Raw genomic sequence first — 26880 nt, forward strand, 5'->3', positions numbered from 1 at the left:
GGTCGAGCGGGGTCAGCGGTTCTCGTACGCCTCCCGCGCGAGCGCTGCGGTCTCGCTCGGGGTCTTGCCGACGCGGACGCCGGCCGCCTCGAGGGCTTCCTTCTTGGCCTGCGCCGTGCCGGACGAGCCGGAGACGATCGCGCCGGCGTGGCCCATCGTCTTGCCCTCGGGGGCCGTGAAGCCCGCGACGTAGCCGATGACCGGCTTGGTCACGTGCTCGCGGATGTAGTCGGCCGCCCGCTCCTCGGCGTCGCCGCCGATCTCACCGATCATGACGATGACGTCGGTGTCCGGGTCGTCCTGGAACGCCTGGAGGCAGTCGATGTGCGTGGTGCCGATGATCGGATCGCCGCCGATGCCGACGCACGTGGTGAAGCCGATGTCACCCAGCTCGAACATCATCTGATAGGTCAGCGTGCCCGACTTCGAGACCAGCCCGATGCGCCCGGGCCCTGCGATGTTCGGCGGGATGATGCCGACGTTGGACTGCCCCGGGGAGATGATGCCCGGGCAGTTGGGGCCGATGACGCGGACGCCGGCCTCCTGGGCGGCCGCGCGGAACTCGGCGGTGTCGGCCACGGGGATGCCCTCGGTGATGACCACCACGAGGTCGAGGCCGGCGGACACGGCGTCCAGCACCGCGGCCTTGGCGAACTTCGGCGGCACGAAGACGACCGACACCGTGGCGCCGGTGGCCTCCTTCGCCTCGGCGACGGAGTCGAAGACGGGGATCGGGTCTTCTTCGAAGGAGACCGACTGCCCGCCCTTGCCGGGGGTCACGCCGGCGACGATGCGCGTGCCGAAGCCGAGCATACGGGCGGTGTGCTTGCGTCCCTCGGTGCCGGTCATGCCCTGCACCAGCACCTTGCTGGACCTGTCGAGCCAGATCGCCATGGTCAGTTCCTCCCGGAGGTAGAGCTGGAGCTGAGGGCCTCGCTGGCCCGTTCGGCCGCCGTGCGGGCGGCCTCGTCCATCGTTTCGACGACGGTCACGAGCGGGTGGTTGTACTCGGTGAGGATCTCGCGTCCGACCTCGACCGCATTGCCGTCCAGACGCACGACGATCGGCTTGGACGCCTTGTCGCCCAGCTGCTCGAGCGCACCCCGGATGCCCTTGGCCACCTCGGAGCACGCCGTGATGCCGCCGAACACGTTCACGAAGACCGCCTCGACCTTCGGGTCGGACAAGATGATGTCCAGCCCATCGGCCATGACCTGCGCGGAGGCGCCGCCGCCGATGTCGAGGAAGTTGGCGGGCGTGGGCGTCCCCGGCAGATCCTCGCCGGCGTAGGCCACGACGTCGAGGGTGCTCATCACGAGCCCCGCACCGTTGCCGATGATGCCGACCTCGCCGTCGAGCTTCACGTAGTTGAGGTGCTTCTCGGCCGCACGCAGCTCGAGGGGGTCGATGGCCGCCTCGTCGACGAGCTCGGCCCGATCCGGGTGGCGGAAGTCGGCGTTGTCGTCGAGGGTCACCTTGCCGTCGAGGGCGATGATGCGGCCGTCGCCGGTCTTCACCAGCGGGTTGACCTCGACCAGGGTGGCGTCCGCCTCGCGGTACACGTCGCCCAGCGTGACGAGCACGTTCACGAACTGATCGCGCAGCTCGACCGGGAAGTCGGCTTCCTCGGCGATGCGGCGCGCCACGGACTCGTCCAGGCCCGTGCGCGGGTCCACGGCGGCGCGAATGAGCGCCTCGGGGCGCTCCTCGGCCAGCGTCTCGATCTCGACGCCGCCCTCGAGGCTGAACATCGCCAGGTAGGTGCGGTTCGCGCGGTCGAGCAGCAGGGAGAAGTAGTACTCGTCGGCGATGTCGGCCCCCTCGGCGATCATCACCGTGTTGACCGTGTGGCCCTTGATGTCCATGCCGAGGATGGCCCGGGCGTGCTGCTCGGCCTCCTCGGGGCTGCGGGCGAGCTTCACGCCGCCCGCCTTGCCGCGGCCGCCCACCTTCACCTGCGCCTTGACGACCACCACGTTCGTCCCGAGCTCCTCGGCGGCCCGGCGGGCCTCCTCGGGCGTCGTGGCCACGATGCCCCGCAGTACGGGTACGCCGTGGCGCTCGAACAGGTCGCGCGCCTGGTACTCGAAAAGATCCATGATCTCCGTCCTCGTCACGCCGGACGCCGCGCCGGCGCGGGCGTCCTCACGCCGCCGAGCCTAGTGGGCCGACCCGCGCGCTGCGAAACCCGCGCCCGTGCACCCGACCCCGGGGGGTGCCGCGGCAACCGCGCGGCAACCTTGCCGTGAATTCTGAGAAACCTTAACGAATCGCTAAGTTTGTCTCAGCGCGGTGGCCCCCCAGGCCACGAACGCCTCTGAAAACTCTCAGCTTTGGAAGGACCGACGGTGCCTGTTCCCCCTCCCGGCTCCCCCCGGCCGCGTCAGATCGACGACGTGGACGCACCCGCGAGCGTGGCCGGTGACCGTCGCTCGGCCACGGTCAGCCGGGTTGTCCGGATCGGCATCGCCGTGGCGGCGGCGTCCGCCGTGGGCGCGTTGGCCCTCGTGAGCCCCGGGTTGGACGCCCAGGCGTCCAACGCCGCCCCGACGGCGACCACGCCGTCGCCGGCCGCGGCCGTGGCGGGCAGCACCGACGCCTTCACCGGGCGCGAGACCTCCACGTCGCGCGACCAGATCCGCGAGGAGCTCGCGGCCGGGGACGTCGCGGCCGCCGCGTCCGACCGCGCGGCGGTGCTGGACGAGGTGGGCGAGCAGGTCGCCGACGCGCAGACGTCCGCCGCGGCGGCCGCCCGCTCGGAGGCCCTGGCCTCGACCGTGACGGCCATCGACTCCGAGGCCCAACGGATCGCCGAGGCGGACACGTTCTTCTGGCCCACCGAGGGCGGCATCAGCTCGGCGTGGGGCATGCGGCTGCACCCGATCCTGCACTACACGCGTCTGCACGGCGGGGCGGACATCGGCGGCGCCGTGGGCGCGCCGATCTACGCGGTGCTCGACGGTGTCGTGACCAAGGCGGCCTCGGGCTACAACAGCGGGTCCGGCAACAACGTGCGCATCGACCACGGCACGGTGGACGGCGAGGCACTGGAGACCGCCTACCTCCACATGGACAGCTTCATCGTGGCCGAGGGGGAGACCGTCAAGCGCGGCCAGCTGATCGGCTACGTCGGCAACACCGGGCTCTCCACCGCCCCCCACCTGCACTTCTCGGTGTACGTCAACGGCGTCAACTCCGACCCGGCCCCCTACCTGGCCCGCGGCCAGGCCTGACCGCCCCCGGCCCGCCGAGGGCCGGCCCCGGCCCGCCGAGGGCCGGCGACACGCACACTTGGGTCTCAAACTCCACGATTGGTCGCGGAGTTTGAGACCCAAAGCGGCGTTTGGGCATCCGCCCCGGCGATGCCCGCCCTGTGGACAACGCCGCCCCCGCTCCACAGGCGGCACTGGACGATGACGGATTCCGCCCTCCTTGGCCAAATGTGGGGGCGTGCAGCACATCATCGATCTGGCCCAGCGCCAGGGCTACGTGACCGCCGCCCAGGTGTCCGATCTGGGACGCGCCAGCCACACACGCTCGGACGCCTCGTGGCGGACGGCCGTCTCGTCCGGGCCTCCCGCGGCATTTATCTGCCGCCCGCAAGCCGGTTCCGGCCCCAGACCCATGCGCTGCTCGTGCGCGCGACGCTGGACGATGACCCGTTCGCCGTCGCGAGCCACCACTCCGCGTTGGCCCTGCACGGGATCGCCCTGTTCGACGTCGACTGGGGCCAGGTGCACCTGTTGGACGCCCGCACGAGCAGCCGCATCCGCGACCACCGGCACTGGCACGTGTTGCGCGCGGCCGACCAGGTGGTCGAGGTCGACGGCTACCGAGTCGCCGGCGTGCCGTTGGCGCTGGCCCAAGTCGCAGCTCAATTCGGCATTACGGCCGGACTGGTCGCGATCGACGACGCGCTGCACCGGGGCTGCTGCACCCGTGATGATGTGGCCTCCGTGCTCGCGTCCGGACGCCTGCGCCGCGGTGTGGTTGCCGCGCGGCGGGCCGTTGAGCTGGCCGATGAGCGCACTGAGTCACCAGGGGAATCGCGTCTGCGCTGGATTCTGTCCAACAGCCCGTGGCACTTCGAGATCCAGGCCAACGTCGGCGGACCCGGTGCGGGTTACCGCGTCGACCACCTCGTGGAGGGACGGCTCGTCGTGGAATTCGACGGTGCGGTGAAGTACGACGGGCCTGCAGGGCGCTCCGCCCTGCTGGCCGAGAAGGCGCGGGAGGACTGGATCCGCGAGCGAGGCTTCGGCTTCCTTCGCGTCGTGTGGTCCGAGCTCGATCATCCGGCCCAGGTGCAGCGGCGCATCAGCCGCACCCTCCTCCAGACGCCGCTGCGACTGCCCTAGGGTCGCCCTTTCGGCCGGCCGAGTGGGGCCGGCGCCGGTCAGCGCGGCGCGGTCCGAGCGTGGACGTCCGGCGGTGGCGTCCTGGTGTTTTTCGCGCCGGCTGCGCGGTGCCTGCCGCACTCAAACTCCACTTCTGGTCTCAAACTCCGCCACCGGAACCGGAGTTTGAGACCGGAGTGAGCGTGTCGCCGCCACCCCGGGGCCGGCCTCAGAGCTTTTCCATCGGGGCGTGCTTGACGGAGAGCTTCTTGAGACCAGCGGAGCCGAAGTCCACGACCACCTTGAGGGTGTCTCCTGCACCGGCCGTCTCCGTCACCGTGCCCATCCCGAAGGTGGTGTGCAGCACGCGGTCCCCCACCGAGAGCGCCGCGGGCGCCTTGGGCTTGGGGGCCGCCTGGCCGTAGCCGACCGTCGAGCGCCACGACTCCTCCCGGCGCCGGGACGCCCCCGACGCCCACGTGCCGGCCGCGGCACCCACGCGGCGCCAGTCGATCAGCCGGTCGGGAATCTCGTCGATGAACCGGCTCGGCGGGTTGTACTGCGGCTGGCCCCACATCACCCGCACCGCCGCCCGTGACAGGTAGAGCCGCTCCCGCGCCCGGGTGATGCCGACGTAGGCGAGTCGCCGCTCCTCCTCGAGCTCCTTCGGGTCGGTCAGCGCCCGCAGGTGCGGGAAGATCCCGTCCTCGAAGCCCGTCAGGAACACCACCGGAAACTCCAGGCCCTTCGCCGTGTGCAGCGTCATCAGCGTCACGACCCCGCCGCCACCGTCGGCGTCCGGGATCTGGTCGGAATCGGCCACCAGCGCGATCCGCTCCAGGAACGCCGGCAACGAGTCGTCCGGCTCCGGCGAACCGGCGGCCAGCTCGGTGCCGTCGGCCTCGTCCTCACCCTCCTCGGCGCCCCCCTCCGTCACGTCGGCGTCGTCCGACCCCGCCCCCGACACCCCGTCCAGCAGCCCCGACGACCCCGGCGTCACGTCGATGGTGTGCGCCGCGGCGACGAACTCCCCGGCCACGCTCACCAGCTCGATCAAATTCTCCAGACGGGTGGCGTCCTGCGGATCACTGGACGCCTCCAGCTCGGCGAGATACCCCGAATCGCCCAGGATGCTCGCCAGGATCCGATCGGCGCTGATGCCCTCGGCCACCATCGCGCGGTGCTTGGCCATCATCTCCGCGAAACCACGCAGCTGCTTGGCCGAGCGCGGCGCCAGACCCACCACCTCGTCCACCCGGTCGAGCGCCCGGCCGAACGAGATCTGCTCCCCCGTCGCGAACGCCTCGACCATCGCCTCGGCCCGGTCGCCGATGCCCCGTTTCGGTACGTTCAGGATCCGCCGCACGCTCACGTCGTCGTCGATGTTCGCCGTCGCCCGCAGGTAGGCGATCGCGTCGCGCACCTCCCGCCGCTCGTAGAACCGGACGCCGCCCACCACCTTGTACGGCAGCCCGACGCGGATGAACACCTCCTCGAAGGCCCGCGACTGGGCGTTGGTGCGGTAGAACACCGCCACGTCGGAGTGCTGGACGCCGGCGTCGGTCAGCCGGTCGACCTCGTTCGCGATGAACTGGGCCTCCTCGTGCTCGGTGTCGGCCACGTACCCCGTGATGAGTTCACCGTCGCCGGCGTCCGACCACAGGTTCTTCGCCGGCCGGTGCGGGTTCTTCGTGATGACGGCGTTCGCCGCGGTCAGGATCGTCTGGGTCGAGCGGTAGTTCTGCTCCAGCAGGATCGTCCGGGCGCCGGGGAAGTCGGCCTCGAAGTCCAAGATGTTGCGGATCGTCGCCCCGCGGAACGCGTAGATCGACTGGTCGGAGTCGCCCACCACGAGCAACTCCGGGGCCTCCACCGCGCCCTCCAGATCCGCCACGTCGCCACACAGCTCGCGCACCAGCGCGTACTGGGCGTGGTTGGTGTCCTGGTACTCGTCCACCAGCACGTGCCGGAAGCGCCGCCGGTAGGTCTCCCGCAGATCGGGGAACGCCTGCAGCAGGTGCACCGTCGTCATGATGAGGTCGTCGAAATCGAGCGCGTTCGCCGCGATGAGCCGCCGCTGATACTCCCCATACGCCTCGGCGTACACCTCCTCGGCCTGGGTCTGGGCCGCAGAAGACGCCGACTCGTGGTCGACCAACTCGTTCTTCCAGTTCGACACCGCGTTCATCACCACGCGCACGGGGTACCGCTTCGGGTCCAGCCCCAGCTCCTTGGTCACCAAGGTCATCAACCGCTTGGAGTCGGTGTCGTCATAGATCGAGAACGTCCGGCTCATGCCGAACCGGTCGATGTCGGAGCGCAGGATCCGCACGCACGCCGAGTGGAACGTCGACACCCACATCAGCCGCGCCCGGTTGCCCACCAGCTCCTCCACGCGGTGGCGCATCTCGGCGGCGGCCTTGTTGGTGAACGTGATCGCGAGCACCGAACCGGGGTGGACGCCGCGTTGCCCGATCAACCACGCGATGCGCCGCGTCAGCACCCGCGTCTTGCCCGAGCCCGCGCCCGCGACGACCAGCACGGGCGAGCCGGCGTGCACCACGGCCTCGCGCTGCGGTGGGTTCAGCCCGGCCAACAACTCCTCGGGGTCCGGACGCCGCCGCCGCGAGTCCGCCGGGCGCTCCGTGCGGCCCTCGGGCCTTGACGCCGGTGCCGACCGGTCCCCCGCCCCGTCCGGGGGCGCGGCGAAGGTGAACAGGTCTGGCAGCGGGTTCGTCATGGCCCTGCCAGCCTACCGGCCGCCTCCGACGAAACCCCGGCGGCCACCAGCCGCCCAACCGAGCCGGCCGCGCAACACGGCGCAGGTACAGTGACGACCATGGTGGCCCGGCGAGTGCGCACGGCGATCCGGGTTGCCGTCGGCACCGGCTTCGCCGCCCAGGCGGCGACGATCGCCGGCCTCGCGGTGGTCGACCGGCGGCGCAAGCGTGACCGCCGCGACGTCGGATTCCCCAGCGCACCGCCCGTCGACGTCGCCCTGCCCGACATCGCGGAGATGGCCGTGTTCACCCGCGGCAGCGACTTGTTCGACGCCATGGTCGAGGCCATCGACGGCGCCACCGAACGCATCCTGTTCGAGACCTACATCTGGAAGGCCGACGCGGAGGGGCAGCGGTTCAAGGACGCCCTCACCCGCGCAGCCCGCCGCGGCGTCGAGGTCCACGTCGTCTACGACTGGTTCGCCAACCTGGTCGTGCCGCAACACTTCTTCTCCTTCGACCGCCGCGTGACGGTCATGCCCCACCAGCCCTGGACCGGCCTGCGCGGCCGTGTCGTCCGCAGCCCGGGCCTGAACCACCGCAAGATCCTCGTCGTGGACGGCCGTGACGCCTTCGTGGGCGGCTACAACATCGGCTCGCTCTACGCCACGGCGTGGCGCGACACCCACCTGCGGGTGCGTGGCCCGGCCGCGGCCGAGCTCGAGAACGCGTTCGTCGACTACTGGAACGGGGCACGCGGACGCCGCCACGCCGCCCTGCCCCAGCCGCCGGCCCGCCTGTGGCACTCGACCTTCTCGGTGGTGCGCAACGTGCCCAGCGTCGGGGTGTACCCCATCCGGTACATGTACCTCGAGGCGATCGACCGCGCCCGCGACCACATCTGGCTCACCCACGCCTACCTCATCCCCGACGACGACCTCGTGATCGCGCTCACGGACGCCGCCGCCCGGGGCGTCGACGTCCGCGTGATCGTCCCGGCGGCGTCCAACCACATCGTTGCCGACTGGCTGAGCCGCGGCTTCTACCGCACCCTGCTGCGCGGCGGCGTCCGGCTGTTCCTCTACCGCGGCACGATGGTCCACGCGAAGACGGCCACGATCGACGGCATCTGGTCGACCATCGGCACGGCCAACCTCGACTCGCTCAGCCTCATCGGCAACTACGAGGTCAACGCCCAGGTGATCGACGAGGCCCTGGCCGCCGAGATGGAGCAGCTGTTCCACATGGACGCCGCCCAGTGCCGCGAGCTGACCCTCGACCGCTGGAGCGAACGCTCCCTGATCGCGAAGGTGTCCGAGGCCATCCTGGCGCCGCTGCGCCCGCTGCTGTGACGCCCGCCGGCCTGTGACCTGGGTCCGATCCCAGGTCCACCCCGGGCACCCCCGACCCTCCTCCTGGGGGTCTGTCCTGATTGAACCCTGAACGGCCCAATCTGAGTAGCGGCGATGCCCGAAACCGCACTAGCGTTTCAGCCATGGGTTTTATCGGATGGATCGTTCTGGGCCTCCTCGCTGGGGCCATCGCTAAGGCAATCATGCCCGGCAACCAGGGTGGCGGCTGGCTCGCCACGCTGCTCCTGGGTGTCGTCGGCGCCGTGGTGGGCGGCTGGATCGGCAGCGCCATCTTCAACATCGGCCTCGAGAACTTCTGGAGCCTCCAGACGTGGCTCGTCGCCATTCTCGGTGCGCTGCTCGTGCTGGCCATCTGGGGCTTCGTGACCCGGAACCGCGCGCGCGCCTGACCACCACACACCGCAACCACACACAACCGGCGCGTCCCCTCGGGGGCGCGCCGGTTCTTCACGTCCTGGCCCGGACCGCTTCCCCGCGGGCGCGCCCCATCTGCCGGGACGCGTCCCGGGGCGGCTAGACGAGCCGCCGGTCGGTCGCCCAGCGGGTCAGCTGGTGGCGGTTGGAGAGCTGCAGCTTGCGCAACACGCTGCTCACGTGGGTCTCCACCGTCTTGATGGAGATGAACAGCTCCTTCGCCACCTCCTTGTACGCGTAGCCGCGCGCGATCAGCCGCAGCACCTCGCGCTCGCGCTGGCTCAGCCGGTCGAGATCCTCGTCGATGGACGCCACGTCGATGGCCCCGCTGAAGGCGTCCAGCACGAAACCGGCCAGCCGCGGGCTGAACACCGCGTCCCCGTCAGCCACCCGGCCGATCGCCTCCACCAGCTCGGGCGCCGAGATCGACTTCGTCACGTACCCCCGGGCGCCGGCGCGGATGACGCCGATGACGTCCTCGGCCGCGTCGGAGACGCTCACGGCCAGGAACGTGACGTCCGGCGTCACGGCCAGCACCTGCTTGATCACCTCGACGCCCCCGCCACCGGGCAGGTGCACGTCCAGCAGCACCACCTCCGGCAGCGTCCGCGTGATCGTCTCGACCGCGCTGGGCACGTCCTCACCCTCGCCCACGATCGTGACGTAGGGCCCGATGTCGTGCTTCACGCCGCTGCGGAACATCGCGTGGTCGTCCACCAGGACGACGCGGCGCTGCCCCGCCACCTTCGGTTCCTCGAGCTCGGGACCGTTGCTGCTCATAACCTCATCTCCAGACTCACCTCGGTGCCACGTTCGGCATCGGACCGGATGCGCGCCACGCCGTGGTGGCGCGCCATGCGTTCGAGGATGCTGCCCCGGACGCCCATGCGATCCTCCGCCACGAGGTCCACATCGAAACCACGCCCGCGGTCGCGGACGAACACCTCGACGGAATCCTCGTCGACCTCAGCGTAGACGTCCACCACCGGGGCACCCGAGTGCTTTGCCGCGTTCACGATGGCCTCCCGGGCGGCCCGCACGAGTTGCTCGAGCCGGGCCGTCAAGGCGACGTCCCCCACCGTGACGCACTCGACCGTCACGTCGAAGTCGTCCTCGATCGCCTGGGCGGCCTCGTGCAGGGCGTCGCGCAGCGTCTGGGCCGACGACGACGCACCGTAGAGCCACTGGCGCAGCTGCCGCTCCTGCCGGCGGGCCAGCCGGACGACCTCGCGCGGGTGATGTGCCTGCCGTTGGATGAGGGCAAGGGTCTGCAGCACGGAGTCGTGCAGGTGGGCCGCCATGTCGGCACGGGCGTCGCTGAGCAGCTTGGCCTCGCGGGCGCGGACGAAGGCGCGCCGCGTCCGCACCGCCCAGGGCGCGGCCGCGGCCACCACCGCCACCACCGCCGCTCCGACGGCCAGCGCCGTCCCCCAGAACGCCCCCAGGTCCGGCACCGCCCACCAGGTGAGCAGCACCGCGACGCCCAGCAGCCCCAACCCCACCCCGAGGCAGACCACCGTCGTCCAGTGGGCCACCAGCGGGCCGAGCAGGCCCCGCCAGTCCGGCGACGCGTCGCTGCGCCCCGGCCCGGCATGGTCGGCCTGCCACCACACCAGCGTGAGCCCGACGGCGGCGGCCACCGCGGCCGCCCACCAGTCCCACGCCAAGCCCCACCCCAGCCACTGGATCAGCCACACGAGCCCGACCCCGATCACGCCGAGCGCCACGGCCTGGCCCACGTCCGTGGTGCGGGGGCGGCGCGCAGCCACCGTGCGCAGGTTCTGGCGGGTGGCCGCGTCCACACCGGGGGCGTTCGCATCCGGCTCGGCCGGCGGCAGCGCCAGCCACAGCCCGAGGTAGACGCCGACGCCGACGAGCCGCCACGCACCCACGACGACGAACAGGATCCGGACGGCGAGGACGGGCAACCCGGTCTGGTCGGCGAGACCGGCGGCGACGCCGCCCAGCCAGGCACGGTCCAGCGGCCGGTCGAGCCGTCGGGGCTCTCCGGGCGCCACGAATTCGGGCCGGGTCACGGCTCACAGCCTAGGGGCGGGGGGAGCCCACGGGCTGACACCAACCCCGGGGTGCCCTCGGGGATTCCCTGATCAGCCGGCCGGGGGGATCGGACAGACTGGAACGGTGAATGACGTTCCTGCGCTGCGCCGCGACCCCCACGCCGCGCAGATCGCGGGCGTCTGCGTCGCGCTGGCCCGGGAGTGGCGGATCGACCCCCTCCTCGTGCGCCTCGGCTTCGTCGCCGCGGCCCTGATCACCAACGGCGTCGCCATCGGTGCCTACCTCGTCGGCTGGGCGCTGATCCCGCGCACGGGTGGCGCGGGCGAACCCATCCGTCACCTCCTGCCCTTCACCCGCGGCTGGTCGCGGGGCACGCTGGTGCTCGCCGTGGTGACGGCCACCCTGGGTGGTCTGGTGGTCACCGGCGCGGGCCCCGGGGCGCTGGCGATCATGGGCATCGTCTGGCTCGTGCTGCGGCTCGGACGCGGCCGACAGTCGGCCCCCGCGCCCGCCCCCAGCCACCCGGCCACACCCCGCACGGAGTTCGAGCGCCTCGCACTGGCCTGGCAGAGCCGCCTCGACAACGTGGACGCCGGTCGTCCGGCCGGTTGGGAGCCGCCGCTGAGCGCCGCCACCGCGCTCGCGCCGGACGGCACCCGCGCACCGGCCGGCACACGCCGCCGGCGCGGCTGGCGCACCTGGTGCGGCGTCGTCGTGGCGCTCGGGGGCGCCTGGAGCGCGCTCGGCGTGCTCGTGGCCCGGGGCACCGACGTGCCCGGGCTGGCCTGGGTGGCATCCACCCTCGCGGTGCTCTCCCTGGCGCTCATCGTCGTCGCGAGCCCCGGCCGTGCCGTCCACGGCCGACCTGGCGGGCTCGTGCCCGCCACCGTGGTGGCCGCGGCAGCGACCGTGACGATGCTGCTGATCCCGGCACCGTCGGCCCTGGTCGCACCCGAGATGCACCGCGCCGTGGGCCCCGTCGCGGTGCCGTCCGAAACCGAGCTGCCCTCCGGTGACCAGACGATCAACCTGCGCGACGCCGTGGTGGTGCAGACGGAGACGGTCACCTACCGACAGGACATGGGACGCCTCACCGTGCTGCTCCCCGCCTCCGGCAACGTGCGGGTGGAGGCCAGCGTGGACGTCGGCTCCCTGGTCGCGCCCGACGCGTCCGCCCACGGCGTCGAGCAGACCCTCACGTGGGAACGCATCGACGACCCCAGCGCTCCGGTGCTCACCGTGCGCGCCGCGCTCGACGTCGGCCGGGTCGAGGTGCAGCCGTGAAGACGGACGTGACAGCGCTCGTGCTCGGGCTCGTCGGCCTGCTGGTCGCCGGGCTCGGCCTGTGGGACGCCTTCGGCACCGTGCACTGGCCCTGGGTGTGGGTCGGTGCGCCGGTCGCCCTCGTGATCTTCGGCCTGCTCGGACTGTTCGCCTCCCGCACCCCACCCTGATCCGTCGGACGCTGCGTCCGACGTCCCCTCGACCACCAACGAAAGGAAACCAACCATGGCCTCCACCTCACTCGTCCGGAGCCGCTCCGACAAGGTGATCGCCGGTGTCTGCGGCGGGCTGTCCCGCACGCTCGGCATCGACGCGACGATCGTCCGGATCCTGTTCCTGCTCGCCGCCATCTTCATCCAGCCCCTCGGCTGGATGGCGTACGTCGCCCTGTGGCTGTTCCTGCCCTACGAGGACGGCGACGAGACCGGCTTCAACCAGCTCAAGCGTCAGTTCGGCTCGGGTCCCTCGCGCTCCTGACCTCACACCGACGGCCCGGACGCCCCCCGTGGCGTCCGGGCCGCCGTGCGTCCAGGGCCCGGGGGTCTCAGTCGGGTGGGGGTGCGGAACGGCGTCCGGAGTCGATGCCTGCCAGGCCCCAGCGGACGGTGGCCGTGCCGGCCCGGCCCAGGGCGCGACCGACGGGGACGGGAAGGCGGGTGCCGACCAGCGCGCGGGCCCACGGCGGCAGGACGGCGATGCCGCCCGCCGCGAGCATCCAGTAACCCGGGCGGGCCGCGCCGGGCAGCGGGGGCGTCCGCAGGAGGAAGTCGATGGTCTCGGCGGCCGCGGGGGTCAGCTCCAGCTCGGGCCGGTAGGCCGCGAGGACGGCGTCCAACGCCGCCACCGAGGTGGGTGGGTCGAGCACGCCCAGCCGCGCCGCGGGCACCGCGGTCTGGGCCACGTAGGTGTCGGCGTCGGCGGCGCTGAGCGGGTGCGCGCCGTAGACCCGGTGGGCGGCGAGGAAGCTGGCGATCTCGGCGGCGTGGATCCAGGCGAGCAGGTGCGGGTCGCTGGCGCGGTATGGACGGCCGCGGTCGTCCTTGCCGCGGACGCGCTCGTGGACGGCGGCGACGTGGTCGATGGTCTGGGTCGCGTGCGGAATCGTGCCGTAGGTGGTGATGGCGATGTAGTGGCTCGTGCGCTGCAGGCGTCCCCACGGATCGCCCTTGTAGCCCGAGTGGCCGGCGACGCCCGCCATGGCCAGCGGGTGCAGCGACTGCAGGAGCAGGGCGGCGACGCCGCCGGGGAACATCGAGGCGTCCTCGTGCACGCGCCAGATCGGGTCGGTGGGGCTGAACCACCGCTCCCCCGGCTGGCCCCAGATCTGGTGGCCGCGGTCGGCGGCGTCGGAGCCGGCGACGCGGGCACGCAGCGTCTCACCGAGGAGACGCTGGGCGGGGCGCAGCGCTCTGGCGGCCGTTCGACCGACCGCCCCCACGCGCTGGCTCACTCCCATTCGATGGTGCCCGGCGGCTTGGAGGTCACGTCGACCACGACGCGGTTGATCTCGCGGACCTCGTTGGTGATGCGGGTGGAGATCTTCTCCATCAGCTCGTAGGGCAGCCGCGCCCAGTCGGCCGTCATGGCGTCCTCGCTCGTGACGGGGCGCAGGACGACGGGGTGGCCGTAGGTGCGGCCGTCCCCCTGGACGCCGACGCTGCGGACGTCGGCCAGCAGCACGACGGGGAACTGCCAGACCTCGCGGTCGAGGCCGGCGCGGGTGAGCTCCTCGCGGGCGATGGCGTCCGCCTCGCGGAGGATGTCGAGGCGCTCGCGCGTCACCTCGCCGATGATCCGGATGCCCAGGCCGGGGCCCGGGAAGGGCTGGCGCCACACCATCTCGTCGGGCAGGCCGAGCTCGGCACCGACGGCGCGCACCTCGTCCTTGAACAGGGTGCGCAACGGCTCGATGAGGGTGAACTGGAGGTCGTCCGGCAGCCCGCCCACGTTGTGGTGGCTCTTGATGTTGGCCGCGCCCTCCCCGCCGCCGGACTCGACCACGTCGGGGTAGAGGGTGCCCTGGACGAGGAACTCGATGTCGGTGGCCGCGTCGATCTGGCGCACGGTGTGCTCGAAGACGCGGATGAACTCCCGGCCGATGATCTTGCGCTTGGTCTCGGGCTCGGAGACGCCGGCGAGGGCGGAGAGGAACTGCTCCTCCGCCTCGGCGACGACGAGGTTGATGCCGGTGATGCGGACGAAGTCCTCCCGCACCTGCTCGCGCTCGCCCTTGCGGAGCAACCCGTGGTCGACGAACGCGCAGGTGAGCTGGTCACCCACGGCCTTGTGGACGAGCGCCGCGGCGACCGCGGAGTCGACACCGCCGGAGAGGGCGCAGAGCACCTGGGCGTCCCCCACCTGCTCGCGGATGAGCGCCACCTGCTCGTCGACGATGTTGGCCGGCGTCCACGTCGGCTCGATGCCGGCGACCTGGCTGAGGAACTGGGCGAGCACCTGCTGGCCGTGTTCGGTGTGCATGACCTCGGGGTGCCACTGGACGCCCGCGAGCCGGCGGGCGGCGTCCTCGAAGGCGGCGACGGGGGCACCCGCGGTGTGGGCCAAGGCGGCGAACCCCTCGGGCGCGCGCTGGACGGAGTCGCCGTGACTCATCCAGGTCGAGAAGGTGTCCGGGAGGTTCTGCAACAGGACGCCGCGGGCGTCCAGCCGCGTCGGCGTCCGGCCGAATTCCGACAACCCGGTGCGGGCGACCTCGCCGCCCAGCGCCGCGGCCATGGCCTGGAAGCCGTAGCAGATGCCGAGCGCGGGGACGCCCTGGGTGAACAGGGCCGGGTCGACCTGGGGAGCGCCGGGGGTGTACACCGACTGGGGCCCGCCGGAGAGGATGATCGCGAGCGGATCCTTCGCCATGATCGCCTCCACCGATGCGGTGTGCGGCATGATCTCGGAGAACACCTTCGCCTCACGGACGCGGCGCGCGATGAGTTGGGCGTACTGCGCCCCGAAGTCGATGACGATGACGGGGCGGTGGGACTCAACCGAGGTCATGGGGAAACCCTACCGTCGCCCCGGGGAAGGACCGTAGGGAGGGCGTCCGCCGGGGACCGACGCCCGGCACGGCCGCCAGTGCTCATCGGCAAGCGTTGAAGATTGACTTCGCTGTCTAAAGTGGTCAGGATTGATGGATGTTCGCCTTGACCATCGACCAGCGCCGCTCGCGCCGCGGTGACGACCTGGTGCCGGAGTTGCTCGGGCTGCTCGGCGGCGTCCGCACGGTGTTGCCGTTCGAGCGCACCGTGGGCGACGAGGTGCAGGGGTTGCCCGCCGACGGCCGGGCCGCCCTCGACGCCCTGCTCCTCGTCCTGCGCGACGGACGCTGGTCGGCCGGCCTGGGCATCGGCGCGGTGGAGCATCCGCTGCCGGCCTCGGTGCGCGCTGCGCGTGGCCCGGCGTTGCTGGACGCCCGCGACGCGGTCGAGCGCGCCAAGGGCGCTGGTCCCGTCCGCGTGTCCGTGGCCTCGTCGTCCGCCCCCGACCTCGCCGCCGAGGTGGAGGCGCTGATCGGGCTCATCGGCACGATGGTGCTCCGACGCACGTCGACGCAGTGGGCGGTCGTGGACGCCGTCGACGCGTCCGCCACCCAGCGCGCGGCGGCCGAGACGCTCGGCGTCACCCCGCAGAACGTGTCGCAGACGCTCACCGCGTCCGCCATCGGCGTGGAGCGGGCGGGCTACCCTGTGCTCGTCCGACTGCTGGAGGAGGCTGACGCGTCATGAATCCGTGGCTGGTGGCGGGGATCATCGTGGGCGCGCTCATGGCGTCCGTGCTGGTCGGCTGGGCCGTCTCCGTGGGGGTGTTGCGGCTGGCGCGGGTGCCCGAGGTGATCCTTCCGACCATGGAGCGCGACAGCACCGGACGCCTCGTGCCCCTGTTGGCCCCGCGCTCCGCCGAGCCGCGACCGTTGCTGCGTGGGGGTTTGTGGGTGGGCATCCTGGAGCGCATCGCCATCACCGGCGCCATCATGGCCCAGCACCCCGAACTGATCGCGATCGTCGTCGCGATCAAGGGGCTCGGCCGGTACCCCGAGTTGCAACAGGCGGGCGGGGCGTCCGAACGGTTCATCGTGGGCACCCTGGCATCCTTCGGCGTGGCCGTCGCGGTCGGGCTGGGCGCGTTGGCGCTGCTGCCCTGACGGGCCGGCCCTGACCCGGCGCCGGTCGGATGGACGTGACGCACCTCGAATACACGTGGTCGTGATCCGCACTGCGTTGGTGCCCCGGGTGGGCGGCGAACCGGCTTCCCCCACGGGGGTGCGGCCACTCTCCTGCCTCCGGCTGGAGGTCAGGCAGCCATGTCTCGCCCGGACGCGAGCGCCGCCCGGATGCGACGCACCAGCATGTCGGGATGGTCGAGGTCGGGCCAGATCCACCGCACGACCAGCCAGTTCTCCCGGCCCAGCGCGTCCTCGCGAATCTTCTCGCGGACGACAGCGTCCTCGGCCGTCTCGTCGCGCAACCGGGAGCGGCCATACTTCACCCTCCCGTCGAACTCCCCGAGCACCCGCTGGTCGATCCACCCGAAGTCGCTGCGCCCGATCAGCACGCCATCGCACCACACCTCATGCTGCAGCGTCGGCTCAGCGATGAGGCTGCGCGCGAAGATCACCAGGCTCCGTGACTCACCGACGGACTCGGCGCGGCCGTCGGCAAAGGTCACCACTGCGCGCGCCCGCCGATTGCCCGGACGCCGGCGCGCCCGCTCCACCTCGTCCAGCAGCTCGGGACGCGTGGCGCCCAGGCGCAGGGCGGCGTCCGCCACCCCGACTGCCCACTCGAAAGGCAACTCTCTGGCGAGGTCGGAGACCGTGCGGGCGAGCGAAGTCAACGGCACCCCGTCGATCTCGGTGATCTCGTCGGCCTCCAACGGGCAACCCCGGACATGGACCGATCCCGAGACGTGCCCCCGTCCGCGGACCGACTGGGTGAACGACACCCTCTGGATCGCCGAGCCGGGCACCGGCAGACCATGGAGCACCGCCGCGCTGCCGTGACTCACGACCCCCCCGCGGCAACACCAGCCTCGCCGCGGCAATCTGGAGCCGATGGGCGTCGGTGGGGTCGAGCTGCCCGCCGGGCCGGTAGACGCCGCGTCGCAGCCGGATCAGCTTGCCGGTTGCCAGCTCACGCGCCACCTCCCGGGGGCCGACGCCGACTCCGGCCAATTGTTTCGCGGTGAAGATCTCAAGCTCCATGGCGACAGCTCACCACTCCTCGCGCGTCCGGCGCCCCTCGGGAACCCGATCCGGGCCACATCTGTGGAGAACTCCGCGATCACGCTCCCCACACCTGGCGCCTCGCCCCACTTGGCGCACGTGGCCACCACGTGGCGCACTTGGCCGCCACCTGGCGCACCGCGCATCCCAGCGCGGACCCCACGTGGCGCACCTCATCTCCACGTGGCGCAGCGCCGCTCACGTGGAGGGCCGTGCAAGGGCCGCCACGTGGGCTCCACTGCGCCACGACGTGGGGCACCCCGCCACGTGAGCCCCAGGTGCGCCGCGTGGCCCATCCACACGGACCCCACGGACCCCACGGACCCCGCGGAGAACGCCGTGGCTCGACGGCCCCCGTGTTCGCCTGGGCACTCTCGCGGGGGCCGGCGTCCCGGCTCAGAACCGAACCACTCACCGTTGGAGCCGCTTGGCGCCCCCGCCGGGTCGTGACGCACCTGACGCAGTGCCACGTGGCGCAGCTCAGACGACCTGACGCAGCATGGACGCCTCCGCTTGCCCCACGTGGCGCACCTCATCTGCACGTGGCGCAGCTCCGCTCACGTGGAGGGCCGTGCAAGGGCCGCCACGTGGGCTCCACTGCGCCACGACGTGGGAACCCCCGCCACGTGGGCCCGAGGGTGCGCCCCGTCAGGAGAGCGCCAGGTGACCTCGACGGGTCGTGGGAATTCGGGCAAGGGACGGCGCCGGGGCACGAAACCATGCTGAACGCCCAGCCCGCCCCAGCGCCGACCGGGGTGGGAGGCCCGACCGGGTGGGAGGCGCCGACCTGGGGTGGGGGGCGTCCGCCCCGGAACCATGGAGGAATCGTCGCAAGACCACCCCGGTATCCGGGCGCCGACCAATGAGATGCGGTCGGGAATACGGGGCGTCGCCCGGTAGGTTGAGGAGGCATGAACGTGTTCGAGAACGTCACTGAACTCATCGGCCGCACGCCGCTGGTGAAGATCAACAATCTGTTCCCCGATGCCAAGGCGACGGTGCTGGCCAAGCTGGAGTTCTACAACCCGGCCAACTCGGTGAAGGACCGCATCGGCGTCGCGATCGTGGACGCCGCGGAGGCGTCCGGTGAGCTCAAGCCCGGGGGCACCATCGTCGAGGGCACATCGGGCAACACCGGCATCGCGCTCGCCATGGTCGGTGCCGCGCGCGGCTACAAGGTGGTGCTGACGATGCCGGAGACCATGTCGAAGGAGCGGCGCGCCCTGCTGCGCGCGTTCGGCGCCGAGCTGGTGCTCACGCCGGGCCCGGAGGGCATGCGCGGCGCGGTCAACAAGGCCAACGAGATCGCCGAGGAGCGGGGCGGCGTCCTGGCCCGCCAGTTCGAGAACCAGGCGAACGTCGAGATCCACCGCAAGACGACCGCGGAGGAGATCTGGAACGACACCGACGGCTCGGTCGACATCGTGGTGAGTGGCGTCGGCACGGGCGGCACCATCACCGGTGTGGGCCAGGTGCTCAAGGAGCGCAAGGCTGACGTGCGCATGGTCGCCGTGGAGCCCGCCGAGTCGCAGGTGCTCGCCGGCAATGCGCCCGCGCCCCACAAGATCCAGGGCATCGGTGCGAACTTCGTCCCCGCGATCCTCGACCGCGACGTCATCGACGAGATCATCCCGGTCGCCTCCGAGGACGCCGTCTCGTGGGCCCGCAAGGCCGCCACCGACGAGGGTCTGCTGGTGGGCATCAGCTCCGGCGCCGCCCTCAAGGCCGCCGGTGAGGTGGCCTCCCGCGCCGAGAACGAGGGCAAGACGATCGTCGTCATCATCCCGAGCTTCGGTGAGCGCTACCTCAGCTCGGTGCTCTACGCCGACCTGCTGGACTGACCCTGAACGGCACCTCCGGGGCCACGGACGCCGCCCGCACGCCGGGCGTGGCCGTGGCCCCGATCCCGTTCGGTTCCTCCACCCGGGGCTCGCTGGGCCTGGAGTGGGAACTCTTCGTCGTGGACGCTGCGACCGGTGCCCTCGCGCCGCGCGCCCCGGAGTTGCTGGACGCCCTGGGCGCGACCGAGGACGGTCCCATCGTCGGTGAGTACCTCACCACGATGATCGAGCTCGTCTCGGGCGTGCACGCCACCGTGCCCGACGCCCTCGCCGAAATGCGCGCCCTGCTCGGCCGGGTCACTGACGCCGCCGCGCCCCTGGGCCTGGCCGTCCTCGCCGCCGGCACCCACCCGGGCGCCCGTCCGGACGACGCCACCGTGAGCCCCGGTGAGCAGTACGCCACCGTCGCCGAACGCAACGCCTGGTGGGGCCGCCGGATGCTGATCTGCGGCACCCACGTGCACGTCGGCGTCCCCGACGTCGGCCTTGCCCTGCCCCTCACCCACTTCCTCGCCGAGACGGCGCCGGTGCTGCTGGCGCTGACGGCGTCCAGCCCCTTCTTCACCGGCGAGGACACCGGGTTCGCGTCGCAGCGCACCATGCTGTTCCAACAGCTCGCCACCAACGGCCTGCCGCCCGACCAGGTGCGGGACTGGCCCGCCTTCGAGGCCTACGTGGCCGACCTGCAGCGCGCGGGCATGGCCACCAAGGCCACCGAGATCCGCTGGGACGTCCGGCCTGCCCCCAAGTTCGGCACCGTCGAGCACCGGGTCGCCGACTGCTCCCCCACCCTGGCCGAGCTGGGTGCCGTCGCCGCCTGGAGCCAGTGCCTCACGGAGTGGTTCTGGCGCCACCACGATGCCGATGACGCCCCGCCCCGCCGACCGGCGTGGTTCGTCCGGGAGAACAAGTGGCGCGCCGCCCGCCACGGCCTCGACGCCCAGCTCATCGACGCCGCGGGCACCCCCGTGCCCCTGCGCGACGAGATCGACCGCTGGCTCGCCGAGCTCACACCGATCGCGTCCGACCTCGGCTGTTCGGACGCCCTCGCCGTCACCACCCGCCTGCTGACCCACGGCACGTCCGCGGAGCGACAACGCGCGCTCGCCACCGACGGCGCGGACCCCGCCACCATCACGAAGGCCCTGATGGCCGAGACGAGCGCCTCGCTCGAGGAGGATCTGTGAAGCCGTTCCTGCACCTGTCCATCCGCGACCACGACGAGGCCGCGGCGGCCGAGTACGACGCCTTGTGCACGTTCACCGGGCTGGAGCCGGACGCCCTCGTCTCGCTGCGCGCCGAGCACGCCCCGTTGCCCGACGTCGACGTGGCCGACTACGCCGGCATCATCGTGGGCGGCGGGCAGTACAACGCCTCCGACGCCACCAAGTCGGTGGTTCAGCAGCGCGTGGAGGACGACCTCGGCCGCGTCCTGGACGCCGCGCTCGACCATGACGTCCCGTTCCTCGGCCTGTGCTACGGCGTCGGCCTCATCACCCAGCGGCTCGGCGGCGTGGTCGACAAGTCCTACGGGGAGCGGCCCGGTGCGGTCGCGGTGTCGCTGACCGACGCGGCGGCGTCCGACCCGGTGTTTGCCGGGCTGCCGGCCACCTTCGACGCCTTCGTGGGCCACAAGGAGGCGTGCGCGGCGCTCCCGCCCGACGCGGTGCTGCTCGCGACCGGCGACGCCTGCCCCGTCCAGGCCTTTCGCGTCGGACGCCGCGCCTACGCCACCCAGTTCCACCCCGAGCTCGACGTGGAACGCCTGGTGGAACGGCTGCGGATCTACGCGCACGCCGGCTACTTCCACCCCGACGAGCTGCCCCAGCTCATTGAGGAGACCCGGGCGTCCGGGGTGCGCGAGGTGCCGTCGCTCATCCTGCGCAACTTCGTCAGCGCGTTCGCGGGCTGAACCTCACTCCTCAGCGTCGCGGGCGATCAGCTCGTGGTGGCGCACGACTTCGCGCACGATGAAGGTGAGGAACTTCTCGGCGAACTCCGGGTCGAGGCCCGCCTCGTCGGCCAGCCCCCGCAGCCGCTCGATCTGGCGCCGCTCCCGCTCCGGGTCGGACGCCGGCATCCCCCGGTCGGCCTTGAGGTGGCCCACGGCCTGGGTGATGCGGAAACGCTCGGCGAGCAGGCACACGAGTGCCCGGTCGAGGTTGTCGATGCTCGCGCGCAGGGCGGCCAGGTCGGCGGGGACATCGCTCATGGGCTCACCCTAACGCCGCGGCGTCCGCGGATCGGGCCGCCTGGGGTCACAATGGACGGGTGCCCGCGCACGACGAACCCTTCTCCGGCCCGGAGCCCACGTCCCCGGTCTGGGTGATCCTCAACCCCAAGGCCGGCCAGTACGCGCGCGCCCGCCGCGAGATCGGCCCGATGTGCGCGGCGGCCGGCCTCGGCGATCCGCACATCGTCACGACCACCCGCGAGGACGCCGGCGGCCCCCAGGCGCGCGCCGCCCTCGCGCGCGGCGCCCGCCAGGTCGTGGTCGGCGGCGGGGACGGCACGGTCCGGGAGGTCGCCGAGGCGCTGGCCGGCTCGGGGGTCGAACTCGGCATCCTGCCGCTCGGAACGGCCAACCTCTTCGCCCACAACCTCGGGCTGCGCACCCGGCACCTGCGCGCGGCAATTCGGCGGGCGCTGCGGCCGGGAGCGACACCGGTCGACGTGGGCTGGGCGAGCTGGCGTCCGGTGTCGGCGGACGGGGTGGTCGGGACGCCGACGCGCGAGCGGGCGTTCCTGGTGATGGCGGGCGTGGGTCACGACGCAGCGACGGTGCACGACACCCGTCCCGAGCACAAGGATCGCCTGGGTTGGCTGGCCTACGTCGCCGCCGGCCTCAGGCGGCTGCGGGCCCACCCCCTTGACATGCGCGTGTCGCTCGACATGACGCCGGCGCGACGCATCCGGACGTGGACGCTCATCGTCGCCAACTGCGGTGCCATCCCGGCCGGGGTGCGGGTGGTGGGCACGGCGTCCCCCTTCGACGGGGTGCTGGACACGCTGGAGGTACCGATCCGCTCACCGCTGCAGTGGGGTGAGGTGGCCGCCAAGGGCATCCTGCACCACGCGCGGGAGGTGACGGCGCTGCGGTACGACCAGGCCCGGACGGTGTGGGCCGTCCCCGACCACCCCACGCCCCTGCACCTGGACGGCGACGTCGTCGGGACGGTCGCCGACCTGCGGGTGCGCGTCCAGGCCGGCGCGTTGCTCGTACGCCGTGGTCGCTGAGTTGTCACCCGGGTCTGGCACACTCACCGGCGTGATGGCTGCGCGGCGTCGGTTCGATCCCTGGTGGTGGGTGCTCAGCACGGAGCTCCGCCGCTCCACGCTGGCCGCCCCCGTGGCCGTGGCGGTGGTGACGTCGGTGTTCGGCCCCAACCCGGTGGCGGCCGAGCCCCACCAGGTCGTGTCGCGCTGGGGTCTCGGGTGGCTGGCCCTGTGCCTCGCCGGCTATGTGGCGCTCACCGCGGCGCTGTACCTGCAGCCGTGGCCCCGCCTGGTGCGCTGGGCCGAGGCCTCGCGGGAGCCGACCTGGGTACGCCGGTACGTGCTGCTCCTGGAGCCCGGCTCAGGGCTGGCTGTCATGGTCTCGTACCTGTCGCTGGTGTTCGCGGTGCTGCTCGTCGTGGACCGCTCCCTGGGGGTGGTCGACCTGCTCCTCACGGTGATGCTCCTCATCGCGAGCTGGCTGACGATGCTGCTGTCCTTCGGCCTGGATTACCTGCGCACCGACGGCCGGCACGGCTGGACGCAGCTGCGCTTCCCCGACGATCCGGAGGCGGACGCCGGGGCGCAGCCCTGGGACGACGCGCCCGGCCCCCCGCTAGGCGCACGGGCCGCCGCGCGCCGCCCGGTGGACTACCTCTACTTCGCCGTGGCGGTGTCGACCACGTTCGGCACCACCGACGTGGAGGTCGCCAGCCGCCGGATGCGGCGCAAGGTATCGCTGCACGGCGTCCTGGCGTTTGTCTTCAACACCGTGGTGCTGGCCGTCGCCGTCGGCGCCATCAGCACCGTCGGGTCCTGACCCCGCGGGGCAGGCCGGCTCCTGGAACCAGGTTCCAGGGTGGGCCGACTCACTTGTTCGGGCCGCCGCTGCGCACGATCACCAACGCCCTGGGCTTTCTGCCACATGGCAACGGGGGTTCGTTACGAAGTCGAACGGGGCCGTCGCCTGTGGGTCCACGCCCCTTCCCCATGGGACGCAGGGCCGGGGGGCATCCTCGACCCGAGGCACTGGTTTGGGCACCGCCGTTGTCGCTTGGGCGCACCACGACGGAAAGGACGCACAGGGCGACGCTGGCTCAGCTGACCTGCGACAAGCAGCACGTCGACTCCCACTGCCACCACGAACGACTCGGTCACGCAGCCACCCACCAGGGGTACAGGTCTTCCCTGCAGGCGCCCCGGATCTGCCGCGATCAACGTGCGTGGAGCCTCTCGGATCGGCACGTCAGTGAGTCAGGCAGGCGGATGCGCTCTTCTTCCGCGGGGGTGCCGCTGCTGCACGGCGGATTCGCCAAGCCCAGTTAGGGTGACGGCGTGGAGAAGGCACGTACGAACAAGGCGGTGTGCTTATTCGGCGGCCCGGCCATTGGCCCCTGCGGTCACCGTCCTTCACTTACGACGCGCTGTATCCCGACGGGTCGATCATCCTCAACGTAGAGGTCGACAAGGTCCTACGTGGTTGTGAGCTGCCGACGGATGCGTGGGTCACGCGTCACGCCGCGGAACGAGCTGCGACGAGGAAGGCCCCGGGGCCTGGGTGGAGCGCGCCACCGGCCGATGGCTGGAGTAGCGACCGTGCGGACGCACTGAATTGCCGCTGTCGGGGCGTAGCGTCCGACCATGCCCCAGCCAGAGACGCGGACAGCAGGAAAACATGACCCAAGAGCGCCCTCGATTGGTGATCCTCCGGGGCAACTCCGCCTCGGGGAATACCACATGTCGCGTTTGACGCTACTGTGCACGCTCTCGACTGCCGGCGTCTGTGTCCTGGATGGCGCTCTCGACCACTGGTGGTGACGACCCATCCGCATTACGCTTATTGCGACTGCTGCGACTGCTGCGACTGCTGCGAGTGTTTCGATTGGAAGGGGTGGGGCGATGAGTGACATCGCGACGCTGGTGCCCGAGCCGACAGACGCGGAGCTGGCGGCCTCGGCGCTACGCGGCCTTGACGCTGCACTGGATGCAGATACTCCGGTGCGGTTGAGCCTGGGCGGGTCGGGCGGGGAGGTGGAGGTGCCGCGTTCGGCGCTGGCCGCGCTCGCCCGCGTGCTGGACAGCTTCGCCCACGGTGAGGGCGTGACCCTCGTGCCTGCGCACGCGGAGCTGACCACGCAGCAGGCAGCAGATGCCCTGAGCGTGTCTCGGCCGTTTCTGATCGGGCTGCTCGATGCCGGGCAGATCGCCTACCGCACGGTCGGCACGCACCGCCGGATCAAGGCCGCCTCCCTGATCGGGTACATGCGGGAGGACGACGCGCGCCGGGCGGCGGCAGCGGACGAGCTGGCGGCGGAGGCTCACGCGCTCGGGCTGAGCTGATGGCGCGGGTCGTCGTCTATGACGCGAACGTGCTCTACCCGTCCACGCTCAGAGACGTGCTGATCCGGGTCGGGTTGGCACGGCTGGCGTCGCCGAAGTGGACGGAGCAGATTCTCGATGAGGTGTTCGGCAACCTCCGGAAGAACCGGCCAGACCTCGATCCGGCCAGGTTGGAGCGCACCCGGCGGTTGATGAACGATGCGATCCGCGACGTGACGGTCACCGGCTACGAACACCTGGTCGACCAGCTCAAACTCCCCGACCCCGGCGACAGACACGTCCTGGCTGCTGCGATCCATGCCGGGGGACAGGTGATCGTCACCCGGAATCTGCGCGACTTCCCTGCCCACGCCCTCAGCCCGTGGGGTATCGAGGCTCAGCACCCGGATGCCTTCCTCACCGGGCTTCGCGCAGCGCACCCGGACGTGCTGGACGGGATCGTGACCGCGATCGCTCGCGCCTGGGGCGGCGATGCCACGGCGGTAGACGTGCTGGATCGCCTCGCCGTCGATGCGCCTCGCACCGCAGGGCTGGTGCGCCAAGCGCTCGGAAACCCCACTGCGTAGGCGGGGAACGTCTACAGGCTGCGTGCTGGCCCCTCGCGGTGCGGGTCACTGCGGTACGGGTCGTGAAGTCCCCGCGCCCGCTCTGCCCCTCGCTGACGTGCCGGGTCTTGCTCGACGCGGCTGGTTTCGATGCGTCGGGCGGCTTCGCCTGCTGGCAGGGCGCGGAGTTCATCGGCCTCGGCCTGCCGCGCGGCGGCCTGGGGTGCCCAGGCGGGCAGAGCCTTGGCGGTACGGGGCGGCTCGCCCCAGGCGTCGCGTATCTGCGCTCGCACGGTGGCGGCTTGCTGGGTCGCGGCCTGCTGCTCGTTCTTGGCTTTGCGCCTGCCGAACCTCCCAACGGTGGCGAGTCGGACGTGGGCTGCGGGCTCTTGCTCGACGGCTTCGAAGTAGGCGGCACCGTCGTGCGTGCCCCGCTCACCGTGCGAGCCGAGCACGACGGTCCGACGTTCGTCGTCTACCTCGACGTCCCCCTCGACGAGACGCTCAAGAGACACGCAGGGCGGCCAGGTCAGTCTTGTCCTGCCGCCGTGCAACCCGACGGGAGGCCCATTCTCTTCTTGACGTTGTCGTCGCGACAAGGTCTAGCGTCACCGCCATGACCATCTCAGTGATCGACAGTGCCGCGGGAATGAGCCGGGTTCTGGCCGCAACGCCGGCCGAGCGTGCCGCTCGGGTACGGGAGTTGTGGGACCCGATGGCCGGCATGTACTTCTTCATCCCGGGTGGGATGGACATGGTGAGCGCCCACCACCAGAACTTCGGCTTCCCACTCGCCGGCCCGGACTCACTCGACGACCAGATCCGGCAAGGTCTGGATGAGCTGAGAGCGGCTGATGCCTGGCGTCGCACCCGTGCCGCTGTCAACGAGGGACTGGCGGCACTCACCTCGGTGATGCCCGGCCTGGAGCTTCCCGACCTGCGTGTCCTGCTGCTCCTTGGTGATCCGTCCAACCGGCACTTCATCGAGGAGGCTGGCGGCATTTCCGGATTCGGCGGAATCAGCGGCTACATCGTCATCACCGTGTGGCCGTCACCAGCCGTGATCGATCGCCTCGAGGCAATTGTGGTGCACGAGTTGCACCACAACGTGCGCTACTCCCCGGGCGGGGTGGTGTGGGATCCCGCCACCGTGACGGTGGGCGAGCACGTGATCTCTGAAGGCCTGGCCGACATGTTCGCGGTAGAGCTGTATGGGCAGCGCGGCTACACCCACTTTGTCAGCGACGCCACCCGCAAGGACGACGCTGTTCTCGCCAAGGTCGTCTCCGGGCTCGGCGTGACCGGTATGTCCGACTTCGCGTCTTGGGTGCTCGGCGACGCCACAGCCGAGTTCTTCGGGGCCGCGCCCGTGGGGCTGCCGACAGGTGCCGGGTACGCGGCTGGCGCCCGACTCGTGGGGGCCTACCTCGACGTGACCGGAACTACTGCAGCGACGAGTACTCGGACGCCCGCGGCCGATATCCTCGATGTAGCGCTGCCACGGTTCGGCTTGGAGCCGGGCGCGGAACACTAGCCCCCGACCCAGGACGACACGACTCAC

General features: G+C 71.6%; 27 protein-coding genes and 1 pseudogene. 18 read left to right on the top strand and 10 right to left on the bottom strand.

Going from position 1 to position 26880, the window contains the following annotated elements; translation table 11 throughout:
• Window positions 1–12: 12 nt before the first annotated feature.
• On the bottom strand, window positions 13–894 hold the full coding sequence (gene sucD, locus IFY26_RS10090) for a succinate--CoA ligase subunit alpha (protein WP_232548881.1): 882 nt from the start codon (window positions 892–894) through the stop codon (window positions 13–15).
• Between the two features lie 2 nt (window positions 895–896).
• Window positions 897–2099 (bottom strand): ADP-forming succinate--CoA ligase subunit beta, encoded by a 1203-nt coding sequence (gene sucC / locus IFY26_RS10095; RefSeq protein ID WP_232548882.1) that lies wholly within the window; start codon window positions 2097–2099, stop codon window positions 897–899.
• Window positions 2100–2348: 249 nt separating this feature from the next.
• Between sucC and IFY26_RS18210 the strand changes: the two genes are divergently transcribed.
• Together IFY26_RS18210 and IFY26_RS10105 are read left to right on the top strand one after the other, a co-directional pair.
• On the top strand, window positions 2349–3233 hold the full coding sequence (locus tag IFY26_RS18210) for a M23 family metallopeptidase (RefSeq protein ID WP_232548883.1): 885 nt from the start codon (window positions 2349–2351) through the stop codon (window positions 3231–3233).
• A gap of 315 nt (window positions 3234–3548) precedes the next feature.
• Window positions 3549–4358, top strand: a complete 810-nt coding sequence (locus tag IFY26_RS10105; RefSeq protein ID WP_232548884.1) for a hypothetical protein — start codon at window positions 3549–3551, stop codon at window positions 4356–4358.
• 208 nt (window positions 4359–4566) lie between these two features.
• Here the strand turns inward: IFY26_RS10105 and IFY26_RS10110 are convergent, their stop codons facing one another.
• Window positions 4567–7077 carry a UvrD-helicase domain-containing protein gene (locus tag IFY26_RS10110; protein WP_232548885.1) on the bottom strand — a complete coding sequence of 837 codons (2511 nt, stop codon included), beginning with the start codon at window positions 7075–7077 and terminating at the stop codon, window positions 4567–4569.
• Between the two features lie 99 nt (window positions 7078–7176).
• Between IFY26_RS10110 and IFY26_RS10115 the strand changes: the two genes are divergently transcribed.
• Window positions 7177–8409, top strand: coding sequence for a phospholipase D-like domain-containing protein (locus IFY26_RS10115; protein ID WP_232548886.1), 1233 nt, complete (start codon window positions 7177–7179; stop codon window positions 8407–8409).
• 143 nt (window positions 8410–8552) lie between these two features.
• A complete protein-coding gene (locus tag IFY26_RS10120) occupies window positions 8553–8819 on the top strand; it encodes a GlsB/YeaQ/YmgE family stress response membrane protein (RefSeq protein ID WP_232548887.1) in 267 nt (88 codons plus the stop codon).
• Between the two features lie 124 nt (window positions 8820–8943).
• On the opposite strand, the gene IFY26_RS10125 is transcribed toward IFY26_RS10120, so the two are convergent.
• A complete protein-coding gene (locus IFY26_RS10125) occupies window positions 8944–9624 on the bottom strand; it encodes a LuxR C-terminal-related transcriptional regulator (RefSeq protein WP_232548888.1) in 681 nt (226 codons plus the stop codon).
• Complete coding sequence (locus tag IFY26_RS10130; RefSeq protein ID WP_232548889.1) at window positions 9621–10880, bottom strand: ATP-binding protein; 1260 nt, start codon at window positions 10878–10880, stop codon at window positions 9621–9623. Before IFY26_RS10130 ends, IFY26_RS10125 begins: the two co-directional genes overlap by 4 nt.
• Before the next feature lie 106 nt (window positions 10881–10986).
• Here IFY26_RS10130 and IFY26_RS10135 point away from each other — a divergent pair, with 106 nt between their 5' ends.
• From IFY26_RS10135 to IFY26_RS10145, 3 genes are read left to right on the top strand one after another with little or no spacing between them, the layout of a single operon-like run.
• Window positions 10987–12147, top strand: a complete 1161-nt coding sequence (locus tag IFY26_RS10135; protein ID WP_232548890.1) for a PspC domain-containing protein — start codon at window positions 10987–10989, stop codon at window positions 12145–12147.
• The gene (locus IFY26_RS10140) at window positions 12144–12317 is read left to right on the top strand and encodes a hypothetical protein (protein ID WP_232548891.1); all 174 of its coding nucleotides are present in this window, start codon (window positions 12144–12146) and stop codon (window positions 12315–12317) included. Before IFY26_RS10135 ends, IFY26_RS10140 begins: the two co-directional genes overlap by 4 nt.
• Before the next feature lie 55 nt (window positions 12318–12372).
• The gene (locus IFY26_RS10145; protein ID WP_232548892.1) at window positions 12373–12624 is read left to right on the top strand and encodes a PspC domain-containing protein; all 252 of its coding nucleotides are present in this window, start codon (window positions 12373–12375) and stop codon (window positions 12622–12624) included.
• Window positions 12625–12691: 67 nt separating this feature from the next.
• Here the strand turns inward: IFY26_RS10145 and IFY26_RS10150 are convergent, their stop codons facing one another.
• Both IFY26_RS10150 and guaA read right to left on the bottom strand, forming a co-directional pair.
• Window positions 12692–13597, bottom strand: a complete 906-nt coding sequence (locus IFY26_RS10150; protein ID WP_232548893.1) for an oxygenase MpaB family protein — start codon at window positions 13595–13597, stop codon at window positions 12692–12694.
• Window positions 13594–15153: a glutamine-hydrolyzing GMP synthase gene (guaA, locus tag IFY26_RS10155; protein ID WP_232548894.1), complete on the bottom strand. Its 1560-nt coding sequence runs from the start codon at window positions 15151–15153 to the stop codon at window positions 13594–13596. The genes IFY26_RS10150 and guaA overlap by 4 nt, the downstream gene beginning before the upstream one ends.
• A gap of 137 nt (window positions 15154–15290) precedes the next feature.
• Here guaA and IFY26_RS10160 point away from each other — a divergent pair, with 137 nt between their 5' ends.
• Both IFY26_RS10160 and IFY26_RS10165 read left to right on the top strand, forming a co-directional pair.
• Complete coding sequence (locus IFY26_RS10160; protein ID WP_232548895.1) at window positions 15291–15881, top strand: hypothetical protein; 591 nt, start codon at window positions 15291–15293, stop codon at window positions 15879–15881.
• Window positions 15878–16297, top strand: coding sequence for a hypothetical protein (locus tag IFY26_RS10165; RefSeq protein WP_232548896.1), 420 nt, complete (start codon window positions 15878–15880; stop codon window positions 16295–16297). The genes IFY26_RS10160 and IFY26_RS10165 overlap by 4 nt, the downstream gene beginning before the upstream one ends.
• A gap of 149 nt (window positions 16298–16446) precedes the next feature.
• Here the strand turns inward: IFY26_RS10165 and IFY26_RS10170 are convergent, their stop codons facing one another.
• On the bottom strand, window positions 16447–17160 hold the full coding sequence (locus IFY26_RS10170) for a hypothetical protein (protein WP_232548897.1): 714 nt from the start codon (window positions 17158–17160) through the stop codon (window positions 16447–16449).
• Between the two features lie 88 nt (window positions 17161–17248).
• Window positions 17249–17356: pseudogene (locus IFY26_RS18385) on the bottom strand (type IV toxin-antitoxin system AbiEi family antitoxin domain-containing protein); the annotation flags it as partial.
• Window positions 17357–18288: 932 nt separating this feature from the next.
• On the opposite strand from IFY26_RS18385, the gene cysK reads away from it, so the two are divergent.
• Genes cysK through IFY26_RS10185 form a run of 3 tightly spaced genes read left to right on the top strand, consistent with a single transcriptional unit; the run spans window position 18289 to window position 21130 of the window.
• Complete coding sequence (gene cysK, locus IFY26_RS10175) at window positions 18289–19218, top strand: cysteine synthase A (protein ID WP_232548898.1); 930 nt, start codon at window positions 18289–18291, stop codon at window positions 19216–19218.
• A 53-nt stretch (window positions 19219–19271) separates the two neighbouring features.
• A complete protein-coding gene (locus tag IFY26_RS10180; protein WP_232548899.1) occupies window positions 19272–20405 on the top strand; it encodes a carboxylate-amine ligase in 1134 nt (377 codons plus the stop codon).
• Window positions 20402–21130 (top strand): glutamine amidotransferase, encoded by a 729-nt coding sequence (locus IFY26_RS10185; protein WP_232548900.1) that lies wholly within the window; start codon window positions 20402–20404, stop codon window positions 21128–21130. The genes IFY26_RS10180 and IFY26_RS10185 overlap by 4 nt, the downstream gene beginning before the upstream one ends.
• Before the next feature lie 3 nt (window positions 21131–21133).
• Here IFY26_RS10185 and IFY26_RS10190 read toward each other — a convergent pair whose 3' ends face one another.
• Window positions 21134–21430, bottom strand: coding sequence for a chorismate mutase (locus IFY26_RS10190; RefSeq protein ID WP_232548901.1), 297 nt, complete (start codon window positions 21428–21430; stop codon window positions 21134–21136).
• A gap of 59 nt (window positions 21431–21489) precedes the next feature.
• On the opposite strand from IFY26_RS10190, the gene IFY26_RS18215 reads away from it, so the two are divergent.
• The 6 genes from IFY26_RS18215 (at window position 21490) to IFY26_RS10220 (ending at window position 26853) form a co-directional block, all read left to right on the top strand.
• Window positions 21490–22455 (top strand): diacylglycerol/lipid kinase family protein, encoded by a 966-nt coding sequence (locus IFY26_RS18215; protein WP_232548902.1) that lies wholly within the window; start codon window positions 21490–21492, stop codon window positions 22453–22455.
• 34 nt (window positions 22456–22489) lie between these two features.
• A complete protein-coding gene (locus tag IFY26_RS10200) occupies window positions 22490–23254 on the top strand; it encodes a DUF1345 domain-containing protein (protein ID WP_232548903.1) in 765 nt (254 codons plus the stop codon).
• Window positions 23255–24333: 1079 nt separating this feature from the next.
• The gene (locus tag IFY26_RS10205; protein ID WP_232548904.1) at window positions 24334–24774 is read left to right on the top strand and encodes a helix-turn-helix domain-containing protein; all 441 of its coding nucleotides are present in this window, start codon (window positions 24334–24336) and stop codon (window positions 24772–24774) included.
• The gene (locus tag IFY26_RS10210) at window positions 24774–25340 is read left to right on the top strand and encodes a PIN domain-containing protein (protein ID WP_232548905.1); all 567 of its coding nucleotides are present in this window, start codon (window positions 24774–24776) and stop codon (window positions 25338–25340) included. The genes IFY26_RS10205 and IFY26_RS10210 overlap by 1 nt, the downstream gene beginning before the upstream one ends.
• A gap of 62 nt (window positions 25341–25402) precedes the next feature.
• Complete coding sequence (locus tag IFY26_RS10215) at window positions 25403–25939, top strand: hypothetical protein (RefSeq protein WP_232548906.1); 537 nt, start codon at window positions 25403–25405, stop codon at window positions 25937–25939.
• Window positions 25936–26853, top strand: a complete 918-nt coding sequence (locus tag IFY26_RS10220; RefSeq protein WP_232548907.1) for a DUF2268 domain-containing putative Zn-dependent protease — start codon at window positions 25936–25938, stop codon at window positions 26851–26853. Before IFY26_RS10215 ends, IFY26_RS10220 begins: the two co-directional genes overlap by 4 nt.
• Window positions 26854–26880: the final 27 nt, after the last annotated feature.

Origin of the sequence: Propioniciclava soli, from assembly GCF_014858005.1 — a bacterium.
GTDB lineage: Bacteria > Actinomycetota > Actinomycetes > Propionibacteriales > Propionibacteriaceae > Propioniciclava > Propioniciclava soli.

Coding starts and splice junctions, on each gene's coding strand:
- sucD (WP_232548881.1), bottom strand. CDS start 894: ATGGCGATCTGGCTCGACAGGTCCAGCAAGGTGCTGGTGCAGGGCATG.
- sucC (WP_232548882.1), bottom strand. CDS start 2,099: ATGGATCTTTTCGAGTACCAGGCGCGCGACCTGTTCGAGCGCCACGGC.
- IFY26_RS10110 (WP_232548885.1), bottom strand. CDS start 7,077: ATGACGAACCCGCTGCCAGACCTGTTCACCTTCGCCGCGCCCCCGGAC.
- IFY26_RS10115 (WP_232548886.1), top strand. CDS start 7,177: ATGGTGGCCCGGCGAGTGCGCACGGCGATCCGGGTTGCCGTCGGCACC.
- IFY26_RS10120 (WP_232548887.1), top strand. CDS start 8,553: ATGGGTTTTATCGGATGGATCGTTCTGGGCCTCCTCGCTGGGGCCATC.
- IFY26_RS10125 (WP_232548888.1), bottom strand. CDS start 9,624: ATGAGCAGCAACGGTCCCGAGCTCGAGGAACCGAAGGTGGCGGGGCAG.
- IFY26_RS10145 (WP_232548892.1), top strand. CDS start 12,373: ATGGCCTCCACCTCACTCGTCCGGAGCCGCTCCGACAAGGTGATCGCC.
- guaA (WP_232548894.1), bottom strand. CDS start 15,153: ATGACCTCGGTTGAGTCCCACCGCCCCGTCATCGTCATCGACTTCGGG.
- IFY26_RS10160 (WP_232548895.1), top strand. CDS start 15,291: ATGTTCGCCTTGACCATCGACCAGCGCCGCTCGCGCCGCGGTGACGAC.
- IFY26_RS10165 (WP_232548896.1), top strand. CDS start 15,878: ATGAATCCGTGGCTGGTGGCGGGGATCATCGTGGGCGCGCTCATGGCG.
- cysK (WP_232548898.1), top strand. CDS start 18,289: ATGAACGTGTTCGAGAACGTCACTGAACTCATCGGCCGCACGCCGCTG.
- IFY26_RS10190 (WP_232548901.1), bottom strand. CDS start 21,430: ATGAGCGATGTCCCCGCCGACCTGGCCGCCCTGCGCGCGAGCATCGAC.
- IFY26_RS10200 (WP_232548903.1), top strand. CDS start 22,490: ATGGCTGCGCGGCGTCGGTTCGATCCCTGGTGGTGGGTGCTCAGCACG.
- IFY26_RS10205 (WP_232548904.1), top strand. CDS start 24,334: ATGAGTGACATCGCGACGCTGGTGCCCGAGCCGACAGACGCGGAGCTG.
- IFY26_RS10210 (WP_232548905.1), top strand. CDS start 24,774: ATGGCGCGGGTCGTCGTCTATGACGCGAACGTGCTCTACCCGTCCACG.
- IFY26_RS10220 (WP_232548907.1), top strand. CDS start 25,936: ATGACCATCTCAGTGATCGACAGTGCCGCGGGAATGAGCCGGGTTCTG.